The sequence below is a fragment of the Alteromonas portus genome (genome assembly GCF_005117025.1).
In the GTDB taxonomy this organism is placed as follows: domain Bacteria; phylum Pseudomonadota; class Gammaproteobacteria; order Enterobacterales; family Alteromonadaceae; genus Alteromonas; species Alteromonas portus.
In genome coordinates this window covers 437,664-456,201 of record NZ_SWCO01000001.1, presented here as the reverse complement: position 1 = coordinate 456,201, position 18,538 = coordinate 437,664, and the positions used below count along the sequence as shown (strand labels likewise).

Below are 18,538 nucleotides of genomic sequence, written 5' to 3'. Positions count from 1 at the left end.
TGTTAACCATCGGCTGTGACTACCTGTTCACCGGTTAAACCGAAACGACGTTGGCGAACATTAAAATCGTCTACGGCTAATTGAAACACGTCTTCATTGAAGTCGGGCCATAGTACGTCGGTAAAGTACAACTCTGCGTAGGCACATTGCCAAAGCAAGAAGTTGCTAATACGGTGTTCGCCACCTGTGCGAATAAGAAGGTCTAACTCAGGAAGGTTAGCCGTTGAAATGTGCGCATTCAGTGCGTCTTCAGTGATGTCTTCCACATCCAAATCGCTGCTTTTTACTTGCGTAGCAAGCTGTTTCGCCGCGTTTACAATATCCCATCTACCGCCATAGTTTGCGGCAATATTTAAAACCAAATCTTTGTTGTCTTTGGTCATGTCTTCAGCTTTTCGAATTTTTTCAACTAGCTTGGCATCGAATGCTTCAACATCACCAATAACCTGTAAACGTACACCATTTTTGTGTAATCGTTTTGCTTCGCTATTGAGAACAAGATTAAAGAGTTCCATCAAAACGCTGACTTCTTCCTCGGGGCGCTTCCAATTTTCACTGGAAAACGCGAATAGCGTCAGTGATTCAATACCGTTTTGACGTGCAAAGCGCACTACAGAACGTACAGACTCTACCCCGGCTTTGTGGCCGAAAGTACGAATTTTCCCTTTCTTTTGCGCCCATCGACCATTGCCATCCATAATAATAGCAACGTGCTTCGGGCCAGCAGTGACTGCTGGCACCTCTGCTTTCGTCGATTTGGCTGCGCTTAAACGCTTTCCAATCATAATGCTTACTTATACTTCCATTAGTTCTTTTTCTTTGTCAGCAAGCATGCTGTCAACTTTCTTAATGAACTCATTAGTAATAGATTGAATATTTTCTTCCGCTGCACGGCTCTCATCTTCACTGATTTCTTTTTCTTTAAGAAGATCTTTGATGTCACCGTTAGCGTCACGACGAATATTGCGGATAGCAACACGACCACCTTCCGCTTCGTTACGAACAACGCGAATTAGGTCTTTACGACGCTCTTCAGTAAGTGGCGGAAGTGGAATGCGGATTGAACCACCTGCACTCATTGGGTTTAAGCCCAAGTCAGACTGCATAATCGCTTTCTCTACCGCTTGAATAGCGCTTTTATCAAATACAGTTAACGCTAGCGTACGGCTGTCTTCTGCAACTACGTTAGCCACTTGCTTTAGCGGCGTGTCTACGCCGTAATAAGGTACCATGATGCCATCTAGAAGGCTTGGATGCGCACGACCAGTGCGGATTTTGCTGAATTGGCCCTTTAGAGACACTAGGCTTTTTTCCATGCGCTCTTGCGCATCTAATTCAATTTCATCAATCACGATTTGTATCCTATTGTTCTTAATTAATCGTTGTCAGCGTGGCGAATAACAGTACCTTCTTTCTCGCCCATCACAACACGTTTTAGGCAACCAGGCTTATTCATGTTAAATACGCGAATTGGCAAGCTGTGATCGCGCGCCAAAGTAAACGCTGACAAGTCCATCACTTTAAGTTCTTTTTCTAGTACTTCTTGGTACGTCAGTTCATCATAAAGCGTTGCTTCTGGGTTTTTCACCGGGTCATCGCTATATACACCATCAACTTTGGTTGCTTTTAATACCGCATCGGCTTCAATTTCGATGCCGCGTAAGCAAGCTGCTGAGTCTGTAGTGAAGAAAGGATTGCCCGTGCCCGCAGAGAAGATAACAACACGGCCTGACTTAAGAAGGCTAATGGCTTCTGCCCAGTTGTATGCATCGCATACACCATTTAGCGGAATAGCTGACATCATACGGGCATTTACAAATGCACGATGAAGCGCATCGCGCATAGCTAAGCCGTTCATAACGGTAGCTAACATTCCCATGTGATCGCCAACAACGCGGTTCATGCCCGCCTTTGCTAGGCCTTCGCCACGGAACAAGTTACCACCACCGATAACAAGACCAACTTGAACACCAAGTTCAACCAGCTCTTTAATTTCTTGTGCCATTCTATCTAGCACTTTAGGGTCTATGCCAAAGCCTTCTGCCCCCATTAGGGCTTCACCACTAAGCTTTAACAAAATGCGTCGGTATGCTGATTTTGGTGTGATACTCATAGTTTGAATTGTCCTCGTAAACCCGTTTTGTCCTATGTCTTTCATTACATTACTGATACAAAAAACATAGGACAAAGCGCTTTCGTTTGTCAGGCAGGCGCGTACATACTTCGCCTAGCTTCACACTTACGTAGTGCATAAGCAATACCAAAAATGTTCAGCTATAAAAAAGCACCTCCTAAGAGGTGCTTTGTAGTTTATCTAACTATTGCTTAATGCAAAAGATAAACACTCAATTATTTCTTAGCAGCAGCCATTTGAGCAGCTACTTCAGCAGCGAAGTCTTCAGTCTTCTTCTCGATACCTTCACCAACTTCGAAACGTACGAAGTTGATCACGTCTGCGCTGTTGTTCTTAAGAAGCTCAGCAACAGAGATTGAAGGATCTTTAACGAAAGGCTGACCAGTCAAGCTCACTTCACCAGTGAACTTCTTCATGCGGCCTGCAACCATTTTCTCAGCGATATCAGCTGGCTTACCAGACTGGATAGCGATTTCGATTTGGATTTCTTTCTCTTTCTCAACAACTTCAGCCGGAACGTTTTCAGGCTTAACGAACTGCGGGCTAGCAGCTGCAACGTGCATTGCAACGTCTTTCGCTAGCTCTTCATCACCGCCAGTAAGGATAGAGATAACACCAATGCGGCCGCCGTGTACGTAAGCGCCTAGTGTATCGCCTTCAACGTTGATAACGCGACGTGGAGAGATGTTTTCGCCGATTTTAGCAACAAGTGCGTCACGAACTTCGCTTACTTTAGAACCGTTAAGTTCTGCATCGTTAAGCGCTTCGATGTCGTTGATGTTATTAGCTGCTGCTACTTCTAGAAGCTCGTTACCGAACTTAAGGAAACCTTCGTCACGTGCTACGAAATCAGTTTCACAGTTTAGTTCAAGCATAGTCGCACGACCCGCTTCAACCTTAGTAAGGATAACACCTTCAGCTGCGATACGGCCTGCTTTCTTAGCCGCTTTCGCTTGACCTGATTTACGCATGTTTTCAATGGCTAACTCAATGTCACCATCCGTCTCAACCAGGGCTTTTTTACAATCCAGCATACCTGCGCCAGTACGTTCGCGCAGTTCTTTAACTAGTGCTGCAGTCACTGCCATTTTTCAATTCCTCAGCATTAAATTTTAAATTCGTTAGGTAAAAGGGGCGATACCGCCCCCTCAATACGTTTCGTATTATAGCGCTGCCATATTATCTTGATATGACAGCAAGCAGTCAGAATTACTCTGCAGCTTCTACGAAGTCGTCTTGCTCAGCTTGTACTTCAAGGTTGCTTTCACGACCTGAGTTGATAGCGTTTGCAGCAGCATCCAAGTAAAGTTGGATAGCACGGATAGCATCGTCGTTACCAGGGATGATGTAATCAACACCGTCTGGGTTAGAGTTAGTATCTACAACACCAACAACAGGGATACCTAGGTTACGCGCTTCAGTGATAGCAATGTGCTCGTGATCTGCGTCGATAACAAAGATTGCGTCTGGAAGACCGCCCATATCTTTGATACCGCCAAGGCTGTTTTCAAGCTTGTCCATTTCGCGCTGAAGCATAAGTGCTTCTTTCTTAGTTAGCTTCTCAAACGTACCGTCTTGGCTTTGCTGCTCAAGATCTTTAAGGCGTTTGATTGACTGACGTACTGTTTTCCAGTTAGTCAGCATACCACCTAACCAACGCTTGTTTACGTAGTACTGGTCGCACTTAAGAGCAGCGTCTTTAACTGCTTCGCCAGCGGCGCGCTTAGTACCAACAAAAAGGATTTTACCTTTCTTAGACGCAACACCTGAAAGGTAGTTAAGTGCGTTGTTGAAAAGTGGAACCGTTTTTTCAAGGTTGATGATATGAACTTTATTACGAGCGCCGAAGATGAAAGGCTTCATCTTTGGGTTCCAGTAACGAGTTTGGTGACCGAAATGCACACCGGCTTTCAGCATGTCACGCATAGAAACATTAGCCATTTTATTTTCCTCTTGGGGTTAGGCCTCCATATACCCCTTGTATCGATTCAGACCAACCTAAGCAGAACTGAACACCCCGATACGAAGTGACGGTATATGTGTGTTTTAATAAAATAAATTTACCCTCTAAAACGGTGCCAATTACACAGAGCAATATGAGCTTTCCGTCAGGGCGCGCGCTTTATATCACAATACCACCACAGCCTCAAGTTTTGAGCGTAAAAAGTCATTATAAGAATCGTTTTTGTAAATAAGCGACAGGGACCGCGAATTCGCCGTTTCCTCATCTATAATCGAAGCGTAAAATTAAGCATTATCATAACCTTACTAAGAATGACCTGAATAGTGTTATACTGCGTAAGTAAACAACATTCTTCATCAAACTAGTTTCAAACGATTTGAGAGGCGCTGTGACAGCTATTATCAAAACCCCAGAAGAAATCGAAAAAATGCGCGTAGCCGGTAAACTGGCTGCCGAAGTACTTACAATGATAGGGCCTTACGTAAAAAAAGGCGTTACCACTGATGAGCTTAATACTATTTGCCACGACTACATCGTCAACGACCAAAAAGCGGTACCCGCACCGTTAAATTATGGCCACCCGCCTTTTCCAAAGTCTATTTGCACATCAGTGAACCACTGCATTTGTCACGGTATTCCTTCTGATAAGAAACTGAAAGACGGTGACATCATTAATATCGATGTTACAGTTATAAAAGATGGCTACCATGGCGATACATCAAAAATGTTCGTGGTAGGTAAGCCTTCGATCCTTGCCGAACGCTTAATTCGCGTTACACAAGAATGCTTGTACAAAGCAATTGAGCAGGTGAAACCGGGCATGCGCCTTGGGGATATCGGTCACATTTGCCAAACCCACGCGGAAGCGCATAACTATTCAATTGTTCGTGAATACTGCGGTCACGGTATTGGCGCAAGTTTTCACGAAGAACCACAAATTGTGCACTACGGTAAGCCTGGAACTGGCGATGTATTAGAGCCGGGAATGTGCTTCACTATTGAGCCTATGGTTAATGCAGGCAAGCGCTACTCAAAAGTACTGCCTGACCAGTGGACTGTTGTGACAAAAGACAGAAGTTTAAGTGCTCAGTGGGAACACACCCTTTTGGTTACAGAAAACGGGGTTGAAATCCTTACACTACGCGAAGAAGAAACCTTAGATCGCGTGATTTCACACGGATAATACAAGCTCAACACCATTAGTAGCGGTTCATAGTACAATACTATGAGCCGCAGCTTTCAAAGCATCTACTTTCCCCTTTATTGACAAAACCCAAGCCCGCAGGTTTGAAGGTTAGGAACGTCAACACAGCGGCTTTGGAGAAGAGAGCCGTTTTATCAGTCCACTCTGCGTATCTAAAACTGTAGGCTAGAACTTTGTGTTGCCCTCCCTTCTAACCTACTAATTTAGTACACTACACAGCTATAACAAAAAACCATAAATATTCACAATTCAACCTAACTTATGCATGAATTTGATACTGCGAACTACTATCATTTCATGCTATTGTTCCTAGCGTCTAAAAAGAAGTCTATTTCAAAGGTGCATTTTGACGCTGCAATCACTGATAAAGAATATCGACAACATAAGTTCTGTTGATGAGATCCCCGTCATCAAATCCTGTGTGGAAGCCAGTTATACTTGGATAACGGAGTCCTTCGACGCTACGCCAGTTAACCAACTTGTTACGGGTCGCGCACAATTCGTCGATGCGTTACTTTGTCACCTATGGCAGCTATATGGCCTTGATACTGTAGATGAATTATCGCTATGCGCCGTTGGCGGTTATGGCCGTGGTCATTTGCAACCTCATTCCGACATCGATTTACTTATCGTCAGTAAGAAAAAACTTAAGCCTGACGTACAAGAAAAAATTGGCATGTTTATCACCCTTTTATGGGACATAAAATTGGATGTTGGCCAATCGGTTCGAACCATCAAAGAAACCGTTAAGCTAGCAAAAGACGACATTACGATAGCGACCAATTTAGTTGAAAGCCGACTACTTTGCGGCAGCGAAACCACCTTCGATAAACTGTGGGATGAAGTTAACGGTCGAAACTCATGGTCGAGCAAAGCGTTTTTCTCAGCCAAATATGACGAGCAGAAAAAGCGCCACGCCAAATTTAACGGCACCGCTTACAACCTTGAACCTAACATCAAAGAAAACCCTGGATGTCTGCGTGATATTCAATCTATTGGTTGGGTGGCAAAAAAGCACTTTAAAGAGTACGACGGCTGGAACTTAGTGGGTCACGGTTACTTTACCGAGCAAGAACACAGTGAGTTAATTGCCTGTCGCATGCACCTATGGAAGATGCGTTGTGCACTGCACTTAATTGCCGGTAGAAGCGAAAACCGACTGCTGTTTGATTACCAACCTGACGTTGCCAAAATGATGGGGTATGGTGAAGAAGGTAAATCGTCTGTCGAGAAGATGATGCGTGACTTTTTCCGCACCGTGGCGCGGGTGTCTGAACTGAGTCAAATGCTGCTTCAGCGCTTCAAGTACGACATGCTGAACCAAAGCGTTCAGAAAAGCGTGATCATAAACGAAGATTTCGAGCTGCTCGACAATATGATTTCGCCACGACACGAAACCGTATTTTCCTCGCCCGAAGCTATTTTAGATTTTCTGCATTTGGTGGCAAACACGCCAGAAGTACAAGGTCTTAGCACGATTTGTATTCGCCAACTGCGTAATGCTCACCGTGCTTTCGAAGCAGAATACTTTGTAGAGCGTCCGCTTTGCCGCGAAAAGTTCATGCGCTTAATGAAACAGCCTGAGTTCTTCGATTTTGCATGGGATATCATGCATCAGTACGGTATTTTACAAGCTTATCTTCCTGAGTGGGACGCGATTGTTGGCATGATGCAATTTGACTTGTTTCACGCCTACACCGTGGACGAGCACACTCACCGTTTAGTGAAACATGTAAATTACTTTTTCTCAAAGGCAAATAAAGACTTCCCCCGCTGCGGCAGAATTTGTAGGAATCTCGATAAACCAGAAGTGCTTTATATCGCAGCCATTTTCCACGACATCGCAAAAGGAAGAAATGGCGATCATTCCACGCTAGGTGCCCAAGATGTGGCAAAATTTTGTCAGCAACACGATGTTCCTAGTGACGACGCTGAAATGATTGCATGGCTTGTAGAAAACCACTTATTAATGTCAGTCGTGGCTCAACGCCGTGACATTTATGATCCTGACGTTATAAGCGAGTTTGCGAGTGCGGTAAGAAGCCACAACCACCTTAACTTGCTTTATACGCTGACACTTGCCGATATTCGCGCTACCAATGACAATCTTTGGAACGACTGGAAAGCATCTTTGCTTCGCGAATTATATTTGATGACCCAAAAGGCATTAGACAATGGTCTCCAATGCCAAGTCACGCTTAACGAGCGTGTAACCACTCACAAGCACCAGGCAAGGCAAATTTTGCAAGAACGTGCTATTGAATCCGTTGCTATTGATGCCTTGTGGGCTCGTCTGGACGACGATTACTTTGTCCGCTTTAAGCCCACGCAAATTGCATGGCATACCGATGAAATTATTAAAGCTCAGAATGAATGGCTAACACCTGAGCACGATGGTTTGTTAGTTAAGGCCAATGATAACAGCGCCAAAGGTGGAACCGAGGTGTTTGTTTACGGCAAAGATAGAAAGGCCTTGTTTGCGCAAGTCGCTTCAGTGCTGGACAGTCGCAACTGTTCTATACATGACGCCCACGTTACCGTAACCAGAGACGGCTATGTATTTGATAGCATGCTTATTCTTGAAAATGACGGCAGTCGTATAAGCTCAGAGTCTCGCATTGCGTCCATTGAAAATGCTATTTCTGCCCAACTTGAAAAGCCGGGGCGTTCGCACGAAAATAAACGTAAATTGCCTCGGCAAATGAAACAACTGGACGTACCTACTAAGGTACGCTTTTTCAGTATCAACGATGAAGCCACACTTATTGAGTTAGAAGCCCTGGACGCTCCGGGCATTTTAGCTAAAATTGGTCACGCATTCGTTGATACCAATATGACCCTTAAGCTTGCGAAAATTGCCACTATTGGCGAGCGAGCCGAAGATATTTTTATCGTCAGCAATGAGGCTGGCAAAGCATTAACCCAAGAACAACAGGTGAACCTTAAAAAGCGTATCCTGTTTAAACTCGATCAACTTGAAGATATCACAATACCATGAATGAATTGAAAGCCATCATTGAAGACGCCTTCGAAAATCGCGATAGCATTAGCCCTTCATCTGCACCTGATGAAGTAAGAGATGCAGTAGCACAAGCTATTGACCTTTTGAACACAGGCAAAGCGCGCGTTGCAGAAAAAATTGCTGGCGAATGGGTAGTCCATCAATGGCTTAAAAAAGCAGTTTTACTTTTCTTCCGCCTTCACAATAACGACGTGATTGAAGGCGCTGAAAGTAAGTTTTATGACAAAGTACCGCTTAAGTATACAAACTACACTGCAGAGCAATTTGCGGCTGATGGCGCACGTATTGTTCCACCAGCTGCGGTACGTACGGGTACATTCGTAGGCAAGAATGCGGTTGTTATGCCTTCTTACGTAAACATTGGTGCGTTTGTAGACGAAGGCACCATGGTTGATACATGGGCGACAGTAGGCTCGTGTGCGCAAATTGGTAAGAATGTTCACCTTTCAGGTGGCGTGGGCATTGGCGGCGTATTAGAACCGCTTCAAGCAAACCCTACCATCATTGAAGACAACTGCTTTATCGGCGCACGTTCTGAAATTGTAGAAGGCGTGATTGTTGAAGAAGGCTCTGTTATTTCAATGGGCGTTTACATCGGTCAGAGCACTCGTATTTATGACCGCGAAACCGGTGAAGTTCACTATGGCCGCGTACCAGCAGGTTCAGTAGTCGTGGCGGGCAACCTGCCAAGCGCAGATGGCAAATACAGCCTTTACGCCGCTATCATCGTGAAGAAAGTAGATGCTAAGACCCGCGCGAAAGTTGGTATCAACGCGCTACTTCGCGGCGTGGAATAAACAGTATTTCAGGTGTATCGCTAACGGTTCAGCTTAATTTCAATTAGCCGAGCCACATGCTAAAAGAATCACAAACTAAAAGAGGCGCTTATGCGCCTCTTTCTTTTGCTAACCACAACATTTTTAAGACTTAAGCCAACAGCTTATCTTTAATGGTGTTAACCCACTCTACTACGTCTTTTTCGGGCTCTAGGGTTTCAATCGCGTCAACTTCTAACATATCGGCAACTGCGTTACCTTGTAGCTCGGTCAGTAACGCTTGAAACTGTTTACCCGCACCACAGAAACTATCGCCATAGCTGCTATCGCCTAGCGCTGCTACCGCGAATGGCTTGCCGGTTAGCATAGGCGATTCGTCTTTCAGATCTGAAAACACAAACTCAAGGTTTGGTGGTACATCGCCCTGCCCTGTTGTAGAGGTAATGATCAAAAGTGCGTCAGCATCAGTAAAATCAGCAACCGACGGGTCGCTTTCTAGTGAGCAATCCACGCCCTGTTCAGCTAAGTTCTCTTCCACCTGCTCAGCTACGTGTTGCGCATTGCCGTAAACTGTACCCGCAATAATTTTCAATGTTGCCATTTTTACCTCTTAAACCAATGATCGTCGCCTTTGTCGACAGGCGGAAATTCTTACTATTTTATCAACCTAAACGCAAAACGGCGCTAATTTTTCGAGCCATAGTCGCATTTCACTGTGCATCTGTGAATTAATCGTTACCCACTTTCCAGTGACAGGATGAGAAAAGCCCATATGAGTACAACTTAAGGCCAAATTATTAAAATTAAAGTGCTGCTTGGCGAATTTGTTTTGTTTACCGTCCCCGTGTGTTGTGTCGCCGATAATAGGGTGACGAATGTGAACCATGTGTCTACGAAGCTGATGTTTTCGTCCGGTACTAGGAAAAAGCTTTACTAGCGAATATCGTGCACTTTGGTATTTGCCCACTGGCTCAGGCACTTCAAATTTTGCTACAGACTGATACATGGTTGACGCGGGTTGTGGCGGTTGTTGCGGGCGCTTATGCTTGTCGGCAATTTTGTCGTAGCGGTATTTTAGGGCGTAATCGATATAACCGGTGTGGTGCACAAAACCTCGAACAATAGCGTGATATGCCTTAACCACCTGCTTGTCCATCATCTGCTGCCCAAGCTTTGCTGCAATTTCTGAGCTAAAGCTAAACACCAGCACGCCTGATGTGGGTCGGTCTAATCGGTGAGCTGGGTAAACGTGCTGACCTATTTGATCTCGAAGTGTCTGCACCGCAAACACAGTTTCGTGTCTATCAATCGGGCTTCTATGCACTAATAGGCCTGGCGGCTTCTCAATCGCAATGATGTGTTCATCTTGGTACAACACAGGTAAATGAAGAGCGTTAACACGACCTTCCTCACCAACGCTCGTCTTTCCTATTATTTGCTCATCTGAATGCACAGTTAATTGGCCTTTTAAATCGTTCTTCATAGTGCGTTGTGTTTGCTCAACCAATGTTTCCATTGGCAATGTTATCAATTCTTTGTAGCTGAGACAGGGTGCGCTGATTCGCTGATGATAGGTATATTTCTGCTGCAGGCGTAATTTGCATAGGCGGTAGAGGCTGTTCATGTGTCAACAAAACGCGCATTTTTGGAATAAAAATAAAAGCCAACCAACTCTCAAACGCTAAACAGTCGACCGCAAAAGGAACCGCACTTTCCATAGCATTTTTTAGGTCGTGTTCCGCAGGCTCTTCATTTGGCCAAATGCCATCCTGATACATGCCTGTTTCTAATTGTATCAATGCTTTACTTAATGCTATGCGATGAGTGCTATTCGTTTTAATCACATCCTCTTCCCAATTCACAAACGCTTTAATTTTGAAGCGCGCAGTATATCAGGGGCTTAAGGTCAACATAAGTCTGCGTGTCTTATCGTTGAAATTCATCTGCTGTGATACCATTACTTGTATTTGTTGGCGGTCACTCATAGAAGTCCCCATACATAGATTTGCCCACTGACAAATTTTGATTAAAGCAGTATTTTGGAACGAGTTATGAGCGCTAACAGTATTAATTCTATCAGCGAGTTTTTGTTACATGCAGGCACTGAATACCAGGTATTTGATCTAGGTCGTCGCCTTGAACCCACCGATAGTCAGACTTTTCTAGAAATAGAAAACGGCAGTGCTTACGCGCCCTTCCCACGTCAGCAGCACGCGTGGTTTGGCATCGTTTTCTGGAACAAGAACGCATCTACGCAACACTATATTTGGTTTGTGAAACTGCCGCTTGATGAGCAAGGCTTAGTGGTTGCCGCAGCAAGAAATCATTTTCTAGAGATTATTGTTGATGCACTAGGGCAGTCTGTTGCTGAAGATACTGAAAACGCGCAAACTCTGCCTGATAATCCTTATTCGTTTGTTCCCAATCAATCGCAGCTCGCTCAATTTAACGCACTAGTTAAACGCACCCTAAACCAACCTTTAAGTGAAGAGGCGCAGAAAGTTGAGGCCTACATTCAAGCCCCACAACTGGTTGACTGGCAGCAAATATCCATGCAAAGCGTGGCTGACTTTGTACATAGTCTTGGTGCTCATCACAAACGAGACGTGTTAGCACGTGCAATTGAAACCAATGCATCACTCTACTCAGCGGTTTTTCTCAACACCTTGATGGAAATGAGCGAAAGTGTTTCTCTGCCTGAAAATTTATTGGCGGCGTATTTAATTGAGATAGACAAAGATGATGAGATCAATTTAGCGGCACTGCGCGGCTCGTCAGAAGGAACCTTTAACCCAGACATCAATAACAAACTGCTTAGCCTATTAAAAAGCGAAAAGTCGCAGAGACTTGATATTTTAAGCGTTATTGCAGCACGTCATTTCGAGCAAATGGAACCGCTATTGCTTAGTGCCTTCTTAGAGCAGGCGGCAACCGTTGATGAAAAAGAGGGACATAAAGGGGCCTTATTCGCGGGGTTCTTTTCAGACTTAGTACAAGTCCCTAAATTGCGTAGACAAGTGTTAACACTTCTGCATTCCAATGCTAACTCACAGATCCTCAGTAATGCATTTCAACAATTATTTGCACAAGCGAGAAAGTAAATGACGTTACTCGAGTTAGTAGTGTGGCTAGTTATTGGGTTTACTGGCTATCAGTTTTGGCGCATACGGGCTATTTCTGAACGAACAAACGCTTACCTAAAACAATACTGCGATAAACATGGTTTGCAGTTGTTGAGCGTGGCAAGAGCAAAAACTCGGTTCTCGTTTAAATATGGTAAACCAGACTGGCACAGCTTATTCAATTTTGAATTTTCAAGTAATGGCGAGGACAGATATGCCGGAGAAGTAGAGTTAATAGGTGTAAGTGTTATGCGAACAGAGGTGCCACCGCATAGGGTATGAGCTAATATATCCGAATGCACTTAGGCTTTTAAACCACTCCAAAAATTCAAAAAAAAGGGGAACCTAACGGCTCCCCTTTTTCCTGGAATTTTGAGTATCCTTCTCCGCGATCCTTTGCGACTAAAATCTTCCCGATTAAAATCCGTATACGCCCCTTTCCATCTACTCTCGCGCCTTCCTGTGCGAGCTACACTTCCATGCGTAGGTCCCTTTCCCTTTTTCCTAAATTACTGCACATCCTACATGCAGTGTTCCTCATCCTGAGGCTGTCCTTGTCAGGCTCCGCTGACGATCCCTTCCTTCGTTCCATTTTTCGCTGCACATCCTGCTACAGCTTTGCTAATCCGTTAGCATGTCCTTCTTTCATCCTTGGTTTGCTCGTCCATGCAAACTAGAAATTCCTTGATGGCGCTCCTGCCGTTGGCTCCTTGCCTCTAGCTCCGTGCTAGCTCTTGTCCGTTTTTCCCTGCTACGTCCTGTATGTGATTTCCTATCACCTACTTCGTCCCTGAATTTCCTTGAATCCTTAAAATCCGTTTCTAACGTCCTGTTAATGCAGTGTCCTATCTGCGTTCCTTTCCCTTTACTCACCGCCTTGTGAGAGTCTCATCCTTAAGTTGTCCTAACTTATTCCATTGATGAACCGTGACTCAATCCGTGACTCGTCGTGTTTCCTTGTGACATGTTCATAGTATCCCTTCCAATTATTACCGCCATATTGAATTACAGAGATTTAAGAAAGATTTTAGTACGACTTTTGACTAATCCTTAGAAAACCTTTAAAAATCAATCGCTTTATACTTTTGTATAATTCTATCTTGCAAAAATTAGGTAAGATCACTCACAGCATTTGTAAGAAATGTCTTACAAACGCTGTAGTAAATTTGGTGTAAAGATTGGGAATGCTACTAGTGGAGTTTCGGTGAATAAGTTAATTAGAATAAAAAAGCATCATTTCTGCCTGAACATTACCTCGCCTTTTACGTGAGAAAGGCCAAGTTGACCAACAGTCTGATAATTGTCATCGTTAAAAAAAGCGCGATGTTTATCTATGGTCACGAAAACCGAAACACCTTCGCTTTTTTCATCTTCTTCTACCACACTATCAATAGCACCTAGCAAAATATGTCCTAGCCCATGATGTTGATAGTCAGGGTGTACTGCAATGAAACTCAACATGTGAAAATTGTCGGCTGGTACAAGTGCACGCACTTTCTCTTCTTTCTCTAACATCTGTTTAGTGCCAAACAACCCTGCCGTTAAGAGCATTCGCAATCTCCAGTGCCAATAACGTCCTGAACCAAATGCTGCATCAGGGGCGGTTAAGCAAGCAACTGCAATAAGCCTGTCATCTTCAAACAGGCCAATCATAGGCTGCTCTGCAACCCAAAATGCGTTAAGTTCTTCACGAATAGCTGACCGAAGGCGACTTTCATACCCTTCTTTTTCAGCTTGAAAAATATCAATGAACAATGGGTCGTCTACGTACGCATTGTAAAGGATAGAGGCAGCAACTTTGAGATCATCTACAGACAGATAAATCGCTTTGACTGTATCTTGCAAGGGGACTATTGCATTATTAATAGCATCAGTATTCATCAGGGGCTCCTTGTACGCAAAGTTATATAGTTGCATTTTCCCATTTGAACAAAATGGGAGAAGTGGACACTAACGCACAGCTGTCAACCATTGCGCCAACCACCCACTAAAACTGATTAAACTTTAGCCTACGCGAAAAACCCCTTCATGTTAACTTATTATTAACATTTTAAGTTTAAGTAATCTTTACTTCTGTAATTGAGTACCTAATAAACTCTTTGTTAGTGCATCAAACTATAAGCACTGTCACCCCAACCGACTAAATTGCCGTTTCTAAAAACCAGCGGTGTGCATTCATCTTTTGTGGTGATACCATCGCCCATTGTTTTTTGTGTGCGGTAGTAAAGTACGCGGTATGTACCGTCTTGCTTTTCGAACAGTTCGTTGAAATCCGCAACGCCCATTTTTCTTAGTACACTTTCGTAACTTGTCCCTGTTTCAAGATTCGCTATATGTTTGCGATTGTTGAACTCTCTGTCTTCCCAATCAGCACCATAGTGACTGTCTGAACCGCCACCTACTGATACGACACAGCCTGAAAGCAAAACTGAAGATGCCAAAGCTACTGAAAGAAGAACCGTTTTCATGTGAATTCCTTAATTGTGTGTGTTGTTTTTATTGGATACTACGCCTACTGTGTGAACCGACACTGAATAGACGTAAATACAAAAACGTAAGAACCACGGCGTTTATGCGTGATAACGTAATTATGACTGAATAAACAAGATTAAGGCCAAAAGTTAACTAATTGATTTTTATATTTATTTTGATGACACCATTCTACGAAGACTTTAAAAAATAGTGAAATCAGTAACTTATTAGTGAAATTGACTACGTAGACAGGCTACACTGCTACTATTCACGACTTTGAACCATTTTAGTATTATGAACAACACTAACCTGCAGCAACTTCACGTGTTATGCCTACAAATGCATCAAGAAGGAAAAACACCGTCCGTAGGCATTTTACGTGCAAAAGCTCCCTTTAAAGTATCGGTAACCGAAGCTATTGAAGCGATCAAACGCTTTAACGCACAAAAACCAGCGTTAGATGTACCTAGTGAAGGAAACGTATCGCAACAAAACCCTATCCCCACAACAGATAAGTCAGTCAATTTGCATGCACGGGTAGAGGCGTTAGAAAAAGAAGTGGCGGAGTTGAAGCGAGCGCTACATCAAATTAGTAACGCTCAATAGCTTTTAATCTTACAGGCCGGTTATTTTTGGGTCTGATTAACATCGCTCAAAGCGTGAACGTTATATATCAGGCGTAAGCTGGTCAAGAAACACCGCCAGCGATGGCGCAAGAATTTTGGCAGGCTCTCTGCCTACTTGTTCGAGTGCCACTTCGCCACTTTCATTGACAACGGTTAATATAAAATCTTCTTCGTCGGTTAAGCCAAAAAACAACGTAGGCGCTTGATTAAGTCTTTGCTTCATCAGCAAGTGTCCAATCAAGTTTTGCTGCAATCTTTCAAAATCTTCGGTATTAAAAACTTGAAGTAACTCACAACGACCTTGCGGGGCATTAGCTTTTAAATTATCGCTGTAGTAACGAGTAAAATACTCGCAGTAGTCTGGATTCAGCTTTAGCGATAATGCCTCTTCAACATTACTGAAAGACTGCGAAGGCGATTGAAGCCTAGGAGACCATCTAACAAGCTCACCGTTTTGCGCCGTCGTCTCATAGCACGGCGAGGGCCACTCACTATCAAAAGCTATCGTAAGCCCCTCACTCTCGGCTTGTTCGACATAAGATGATACAAATTTATCTAATTGTACTGAAATTGTTAGAGCCATTTTGACATTACCTGCGTATTTTTGAGGTACACTATACAACTAAACAGTTAAGTCAATACTGGGGTTGTTTCTACTGTGCGGTGCGATTGTTGTCGCTGTTGCCGTTCACCAATTTAAACCCCTAGTAGATGGATAAAGGTTCTTATGTCGACAGACAACTCACCTCAAAAAATTACTATCTCTGCACCTGATGACCTCTCTTTGGGTAAACAGGTTGACTATGAATTTGAATATAATCCTGGCCTGTTACAAGGCGTTCCACGCAGTTTAAGTCGTGATACGTTAAACTTGGCGGGATCAGGTTTACCTTTTGATGGCATAGATACCTGGACGGGATACGAGCTATCTTGGCTTAATCTCAAGGGTAAACCTAATGTGGCAATTTTAGAGTGCCATGTCCCCATTACTTCGAAGAATCTAATTGAATCAAAGTCGTTCAAACTGTATTTGAATAGCTTCAATCAAACAAAGTTTGCTTCGGCAGAGGACGTACTGCAAGTACTACAAGCCGACTTATCAGCCTGCGCTGGAGAGCCTGTTGAGGTAAAGCTAATCCTTCCAGAGCAATTTTCCTCGCTCCAGTTCCAAGAATTTACCGGGACCTTGTTAGATAACCTTGATGTAGAGATCGATCAATACTCTCCAAACACTCAATATTTGACTGTTTCGAAAAATGAAGCAGCAGTTGAAGAAACACTTGTATCACATTTGCTTAAATCTAATTGTTTAATCACAAGTCAGCCAGATTGGGCTAGTATTCAAATAAGGTACAAGGGAAATGCGATTGAACACGAAGGGCTTTTGAGATATCTGATTAGCTTTAGGCAACACAACGAGTTCCATGAGCAATGCGTTGAGCGTATCTACAACGACATCATGCAGCACTGCCAGCCAGAAAAGCTAACAGTATGCGCGCGTTACACGCGACGAGGCGGTTTAGATATCAACCCTTTCCGCTCAAATTTTGAAGCGCCTTATGCAAATCATCGTCAAGCACGTCAGTAATATCACGGTGAAGTATAGATACCAATGCTAACTAAGCCGCGGCGGTGATAGCGAATTTGAATAAAGACGAGGTTATGGAAGCAAAACAATTACAAACCCTAAAACAAAATAACGCGCTTCTTTGTCAGTTTATTGTGAAGCTCTCTGCTTTTTATGAGGGTTTCTCGGATAAGATCGATTCTGAACTTAAGGTGTTGCGGGGTCACCTCTCCGGCACACCTAATTTTAGTCTTGCCGCTGTCAGCATAGAGAAACTCAACAAATCACTTCAGCATCAAGAAATAACCCTCAGAAAATACAGTGTTGATACCGTGTCATCGTTAGAAGATGCAATGAAACAACTACAGAAAATTGTATTTGAAGATACTGAATTAAAAGGGTTAACCACACAGGAACTGATAAAGTTAAATCAACCTGTAAGTGATATTTTCAGTATTTATAAACTCTACGCTAAAGCCATAGCACTTCACCGCATCGCGCTTAACAAAGAAATGGTTGGTCTAGAGCCCCCCGAAACCACAAAAACTGAGCTTGATGGCAAAGAGGGTACTTCGCCCCGCTCAATTAAAGATGATAACCCTCATTACCGATCTATTTTGGTTGAGCTAAATCACCTTATTGCTTCTTATGCGCAAAAAAAACCTAATGATCAGCAGCTCAATGATATAAAGCAACGACTAGATGAAGGCATGGATGAAGACCAGCTGCTTAAAAGCTGCGTGGTAATTTTACGCATGATCGTTCAAGACGCGATGTCAGAGGCGAGCTTAACTGGAAAAGTAATTCAGAGCCTGCACCGTTCATTGGGTGAAGTGAGTAGCGACGTCAGCAATACGATCCAAGGTAGCCAAGCCCAATTCGAGCAGCGCCAAGCGGGTAATGAGCAGCTTAAACGTGACATCATCCATATAGAAGAAGCCGTATCGGAAAGCAGTTCCCTAGAAGCACTTAAAGAGCAGACACAGTTTCGTGTAGAGAAACTCGTAAGCACGTTAAGCGAGCAACAAAGTAATGATCAGCAGGGTCAAGAAGCATTAATGGCGTTACTTTCCTCTATGCAATCGCGAATAGATACACTTCAGCAACAAACCAGCGTTTATAAAAAGAAACTGGCTGAACAAGCGATGCAAAGCCGTACCGACCCACTCACTCGGCTGCCTAACAGACAAGCCTATAATGAGAGACTAGAAGCCGCTTTCACCAAGTTTAAAGAAAATGGTGACTTGCTTGCGGTTGCCGTTGTGGATATTGATCATTTTAAGTCAATCAACGATAGATTCGGGCACGCAGCAGGCGATAAAACCCTTCAGGTAGTGAGTAAATTCTTAAAACAAAGTTTGTCCGAAAATGATTTTATTGCTAGATGGGGAGGAGAAGAGTTTGTAATGCTACTGCCTCAGGCGCAGATGGCAGATATAGATGAAAAGCTTAATGAAGTTAGAACTAAACTTGCTGCAATGCCGTTTAAATTCAAGCAAGAAAAAGTAAGAATCACCGCATCTTTTGGCGCAACCTGTTTCAATGACAATGACACTACCGAAACGGTTTTCGAACGCGCCGATGAGTATCTCTATAAAGCAAAACGGAACGGCCGCAACCTCGTAGTCACTGATTTAAGCACTGACTTATAG

Annotated in this window: 19 protein-coding genes; 8 read left to right on the top strand and 11 right to left on the bottom strand. The window is 43.6% G+C overall.

What is annotated here, in order from left to right; genetic code table 11:
• Positions 1-2: 2 nt before the first annotated feature.
• The 5 genes from uppS to rpsB all read right to left on the bottom strand — a co-directional run bounded on the left by uppS (position 3) and on the right by rpsB (position 4,075).
• Positions 3-785, bottom strand: a complete 783-nt coding sequence (uppS, locus tag E5672_RS01910; protein ID WP_136780674.1) for a polyprenyl diphosphate synthase — start codon at positions 783-785, stop codon at positions 3-5.
• 9 nt (positions 786-794) lie between these two features.
• Positions 795-1,352: a ribosome recycling factor gene (frr, locus tag E5672_RS01905; RefSeq protein ID WP_136780673.1), complete on the bottom strand. Its 558-nt coding sequence runs from the start codon at positions 1,350-1,352 to the stop codon at positions 795-797.
• Between the two features lie 23 nt (positions 1,353-1,375).
• Complete coding sequence (gene pyrH / locus E5672_RS01900; protein WP_105932280.1) at positions 1,376-2,113, bottom strand: UMP kinase; 738 nt, start codon at positions 2,111-2,113, stop codon at positions 1,376-1,378.
• Positions 2,114-2,349: 236 nt separating this feature from the next.
• A complete protein-coding gene (gene tsf, locus E5672_RS01895) occupies positions 2,350-3,222 on the bottom strand; it encodes a translation elongation factor Ts (RefSeq protein WP_014948553.1) in 873 nt (290 codons plus the stop codon).
• A 121-nt stretch (positions 3,223-3,343) separates the two neighbouring features.
• The gene (gene rpsB, locus E5672_RS01890; protein WP_039223249.1) at positions 3,344-4,075 is read right to left on the bottom strand and encodes a 30S ribosomal protein S2; all 732 of its coding nucleotides are present in this window, start codon (positions 4,073-4,075) and stop codon (positions 3,344-3,346) included.
• 410 nt (positions 4,076-4,485) lie between these two features.
• On the opposite strand from rpsB, the gene map reads away from it, so the two are divergent.
• From map to dapD, 3 genes are all read left to right on the top strand, one after another.
• Positions 4,486-5,280 carry a type I methionyl aminopeptidase gene (gene map, locus E5672_RS01885; RefSeq protein WP_136780672.1) on the top strand — a complete coding sequence of 265 codons (795 nt, stop codon included), beginning with the start codon at positions 4,486-4,488 and terminating at the stop codon, positions 5,278-5,280.
• Positions 5,281-5,647: 367 nt separating this feature from the next.
• Positions 5,648-8,299: a [protein-PII] uridylyltransferase gene (glnD, locus tag E5672_RS01880; RefSeq protein WP_136780671.1), complete on the top strand. Its 2,652-nt coding sequence runs from the start codon at positions 5,648-5,650 to the stop codon at positions 8,297-8,299.
• Positions 8,296-9,120, top strand: coding sequence for a 2,3,4,5-tetrahydropyridine-2,6-dicarboxylate N-succinyltransferase (dapD, locus tag E5672_RS01875; protein ID WP_014948549.1), 825 nt, complete (start codon positions 8,296-8,298; stop codon positions 9,118-9,120). The genes glnD and dapD overlap by 4 nt, the downstream gene beginning before the upstream one ends.
• A 130-nt stretch (positions 9,121-9,250) precedes the next feature.
• On the opposite strand, the gene E5672_RS01870 is transcribed toward dapD, so the two are convergent.
• The 3 genes from E5672_RS01870 to E5672_RS01860 all read right to left on the bottom strand — a co-directional run bounded on the left by E5672_RS01870 (position 9,251) and on the right by E5672_RS01860 (position 10,943).
• Positions 9,251-9,700 (bottom strand): flavodoxin, encoded by a 450-nt coding sequence (locus E5672_RS01870; RefSeq protein ID WP_061484989.1) that lies wholly within the window; start codon positions 9,698-9,700, stop codon positions 9,251-9,253.
• Positions 9,701-9,766: 66 nt separating this feature from the next.
• Entirely contained in the window at positions 9,767-10,606 is an 840-nt protein-coding gene (gene truC / locus E5672_RS01865) for a tRNA pseudouridine(65) synthase TruC (RefSeq protein ID WP_136781036.1), read from the bottom strand.
• Entirely contained in the window at positions 10,599-10,943 is a 345-nt protein-coding gene (locus tag E5672_RS01860; protein WP_240692134.1) for a YqcC family protein, read from the bottom strand. The genes truC and E5672_RS01860 overlap by 8 nt, the downstream gene beginning before the upstream one ends.
• A gap of 207 nt (positions 10,944-11,150) precedes the next feature.
• On the opposite strand from E5672_RS01860, the gene E5672_RS01855 reads away from it, so the two are divergent.
• Both E5672_RS01855 and E5672_RS01850 read left to right on the top strand, forming a co-directional pair.
• Positions 11,151-12,200 carry a DUF3549 family protein gene (locus E5672_RS01855; RefSeq protein ID WP_136780670.1) on the top strand — a complete coding sequence of 350 codons (1,050 nt, stop codon included), beginning with the start codon at positions 11,151-11,153 and terminating at the stop codon, positions 12,198-12,200.
• Positions 12,201-12,503 carry a DUF3301 domain-containing protein gene (locus E5672_RS01850; protein WP_136780669.1) on the top strand — a complete coding sequence of 101 codons (303 nt, stop codon included), beginning with the start codon at positions 12,201-12,203 and terminating at the stop codon, positions 12,501-12,503.
• Between the two features lie 951 nt (positions 12,504-13,454).
• On the opposite strand, the gene E5672_RS01845 is transcribed toward E5672_RS01850, so the two are convergent.
• Together E5672_RS01845 and E5672_RS01840 are read right to left on the bottom strand one after the other, a co-directional pair.
• Positions 13,455-14,102 (bottom strand): GNAT family N-acetyltransferase, encoded by a 648-nt coding sequence (locus tag E5672_RS01845; protein ID WP_136780668.1) that lies wholly within the window; start codon positions 14,100-14,102, stop codon positions 13,455-13,457.
• A 221-nt stretch (positions 14,103-14,323) separates the two neighbouring features.
• A complete protein-coding gene (locus E5672_RS01840; RefSeq protein WP_136780667.1) occupies positions 14,324-14,689 on the bottom strand; it encodes a DUF3192 domain-containing protein in 366 nt (121 codons plus the stop codon).
• A 298-nt stretch (positions 14,690-14,987) separates the two neighbouring features.
• Here E5672_RS01840 and E5672_RS01835 point away from each other — a divergent pair, with 298 nt between their 5' ends.
• Positions 14,988-15,299 carry a hypothetical protein gene (locus E5672_RS01835; protein WP_136780666.1) on the top strand — a complete coding sequence of 104 codons (312 nt, stop codon included), beginning with the start codon at positions 14,988-14,990 and terminating at the stop codon, positions 15,297-15,299.
• Between the two features lie 60 nt (positions 15,300-15,359).
• Here the strand turns inward: E5672_RS01835 and syd are convergent, their stop codons facing one another.
• A complete protein-coding gene (syd, locus tag E5672_RS01830) occupies positions 15,360-15,902 on the bottom strand; it encodes a SecY-interacting protein (protein WP_136780665.1) in 543 nt (180 codons plus the stop codon).
• A 144-nt stretch (positions 15,903-16,046) separates the two neighbouring features.
• Here syd and queF point away from each other — a divergent pair, with 144 nt between their 5' ends.
• Together queF and E5672_RS01820 are read left to right on the top strand one after the other, a co-directional pair.
• Positions 16,047-16,907, top strand: coding sequence for an NADPH-dependent 7-cyano-7-deazaguanine reductase QueF (gene queF / locus E5672_RS01825; RefSeq protein ID WP_136780664.1), 861 nt, complete (start codon positions 16,047-16,049; stop codon positions 16,905-16,907).
• A 74-nt stretch (positions 16,908-16,981) separates the two neighbouring features.
• Positions 16,982-18,538, top strand: a complete 1,557-nt coding sequence (locus E5672_RS01820; protein ID WP_136780663.1) for a diguanylate cyclase — start codon at positions 16,982-16,984, stop codon at positions 18,536-18,538.

Coding starts and splice junctions, on each gene's coding strand:
- E5672_RS01850 (WP_136780669.1), top strand. CDS start 12,201: ATGACGTTACTCGAGTTAGTAGTGTGGCTAGTTATTGGGTTTACTGGC.
- queF (WP_136780664.1), top strand. CDS start 16,047: ATGTCGACAGACAACTCACCTCAAAAAATTACTATCTCTGCACCTGAT.
- E5672_RS01820 (WP_136780663.1), top strand. CDS start 16,982: ATGGAAGCAAAACAATTACAAACCCTAAAACAAAATAACGCGCTTCTT.
- tsf (WP_014948553.1), bottom strand. CDS start 3,222: ATGGCAGTGACTGCAGCACTAGTTAAAGAACTGCGCGAACGTACTGGC.
- uppS (WP_136780674.1), bottom strand. CDS start 785: ATGATTGGAAAGCGTTTAAGCGCAGCCAAATCGACGAAAGCAGAGGTG.
- syd (WP_136780665.1), bottom strand. CDS start 15,902: ATGGCTCTAACAATTTCAGTACAATTAGATAAATTTGTATCATCTTAT.
- pyrH (WP_105932280.1), bottom strand. CDS start 2,113: ATGAGTATCACACCAAAATCAGCATACCGACGCATTTTGTTAAAGCTT.
- rpsB (WP_039223249.1), bottom strand. CDS start 4,075: ATGGCTAATGTTTCTATGCGTGACATGCTGAAAGCCGGTGTGCATTTC.
- E5672_RS01870 (WP_061484989.1), bottom strand. CDS start 9,700: ATGGCAACATTGAAAATTATTGCGGGTACAGTTTACGGCAATGCGCAA.
- dapD (WP_014948549.1), top strand. CDS start 8,296: ATGAATGAATTGAAAGCCATCATTGAAGACGCCTTCGAAAATCGCGAT.
- E5672_RS01845 (WP_136780668.1), bottom strand. CDS start 14,102: ATGAATACTGATGCTATTAATAATGCAATAGTCCCCTTGCAAGATACA.
- E5672_RS01835 (WP_136780666.1), top strand. CDS start 14,988: ATGAACAACACTAACCTGCAGCAACTTCACGTGTTATGCCTACAAATG.
- E5672_RS01855 (WP_136780670.1), top strand. CDS start 11,151: ATGAGCGCTAACAGTATTAATTCTATCAGCGAGTTTTTGTTACATGCA.
- E5672_RS01840 (WP_136780667.1), bottom strand. CDS start 14,689: ATGAAAACGGTTCTTCTTTCAGTAGCTTTGGCATCTTCAGTTTTGCTT.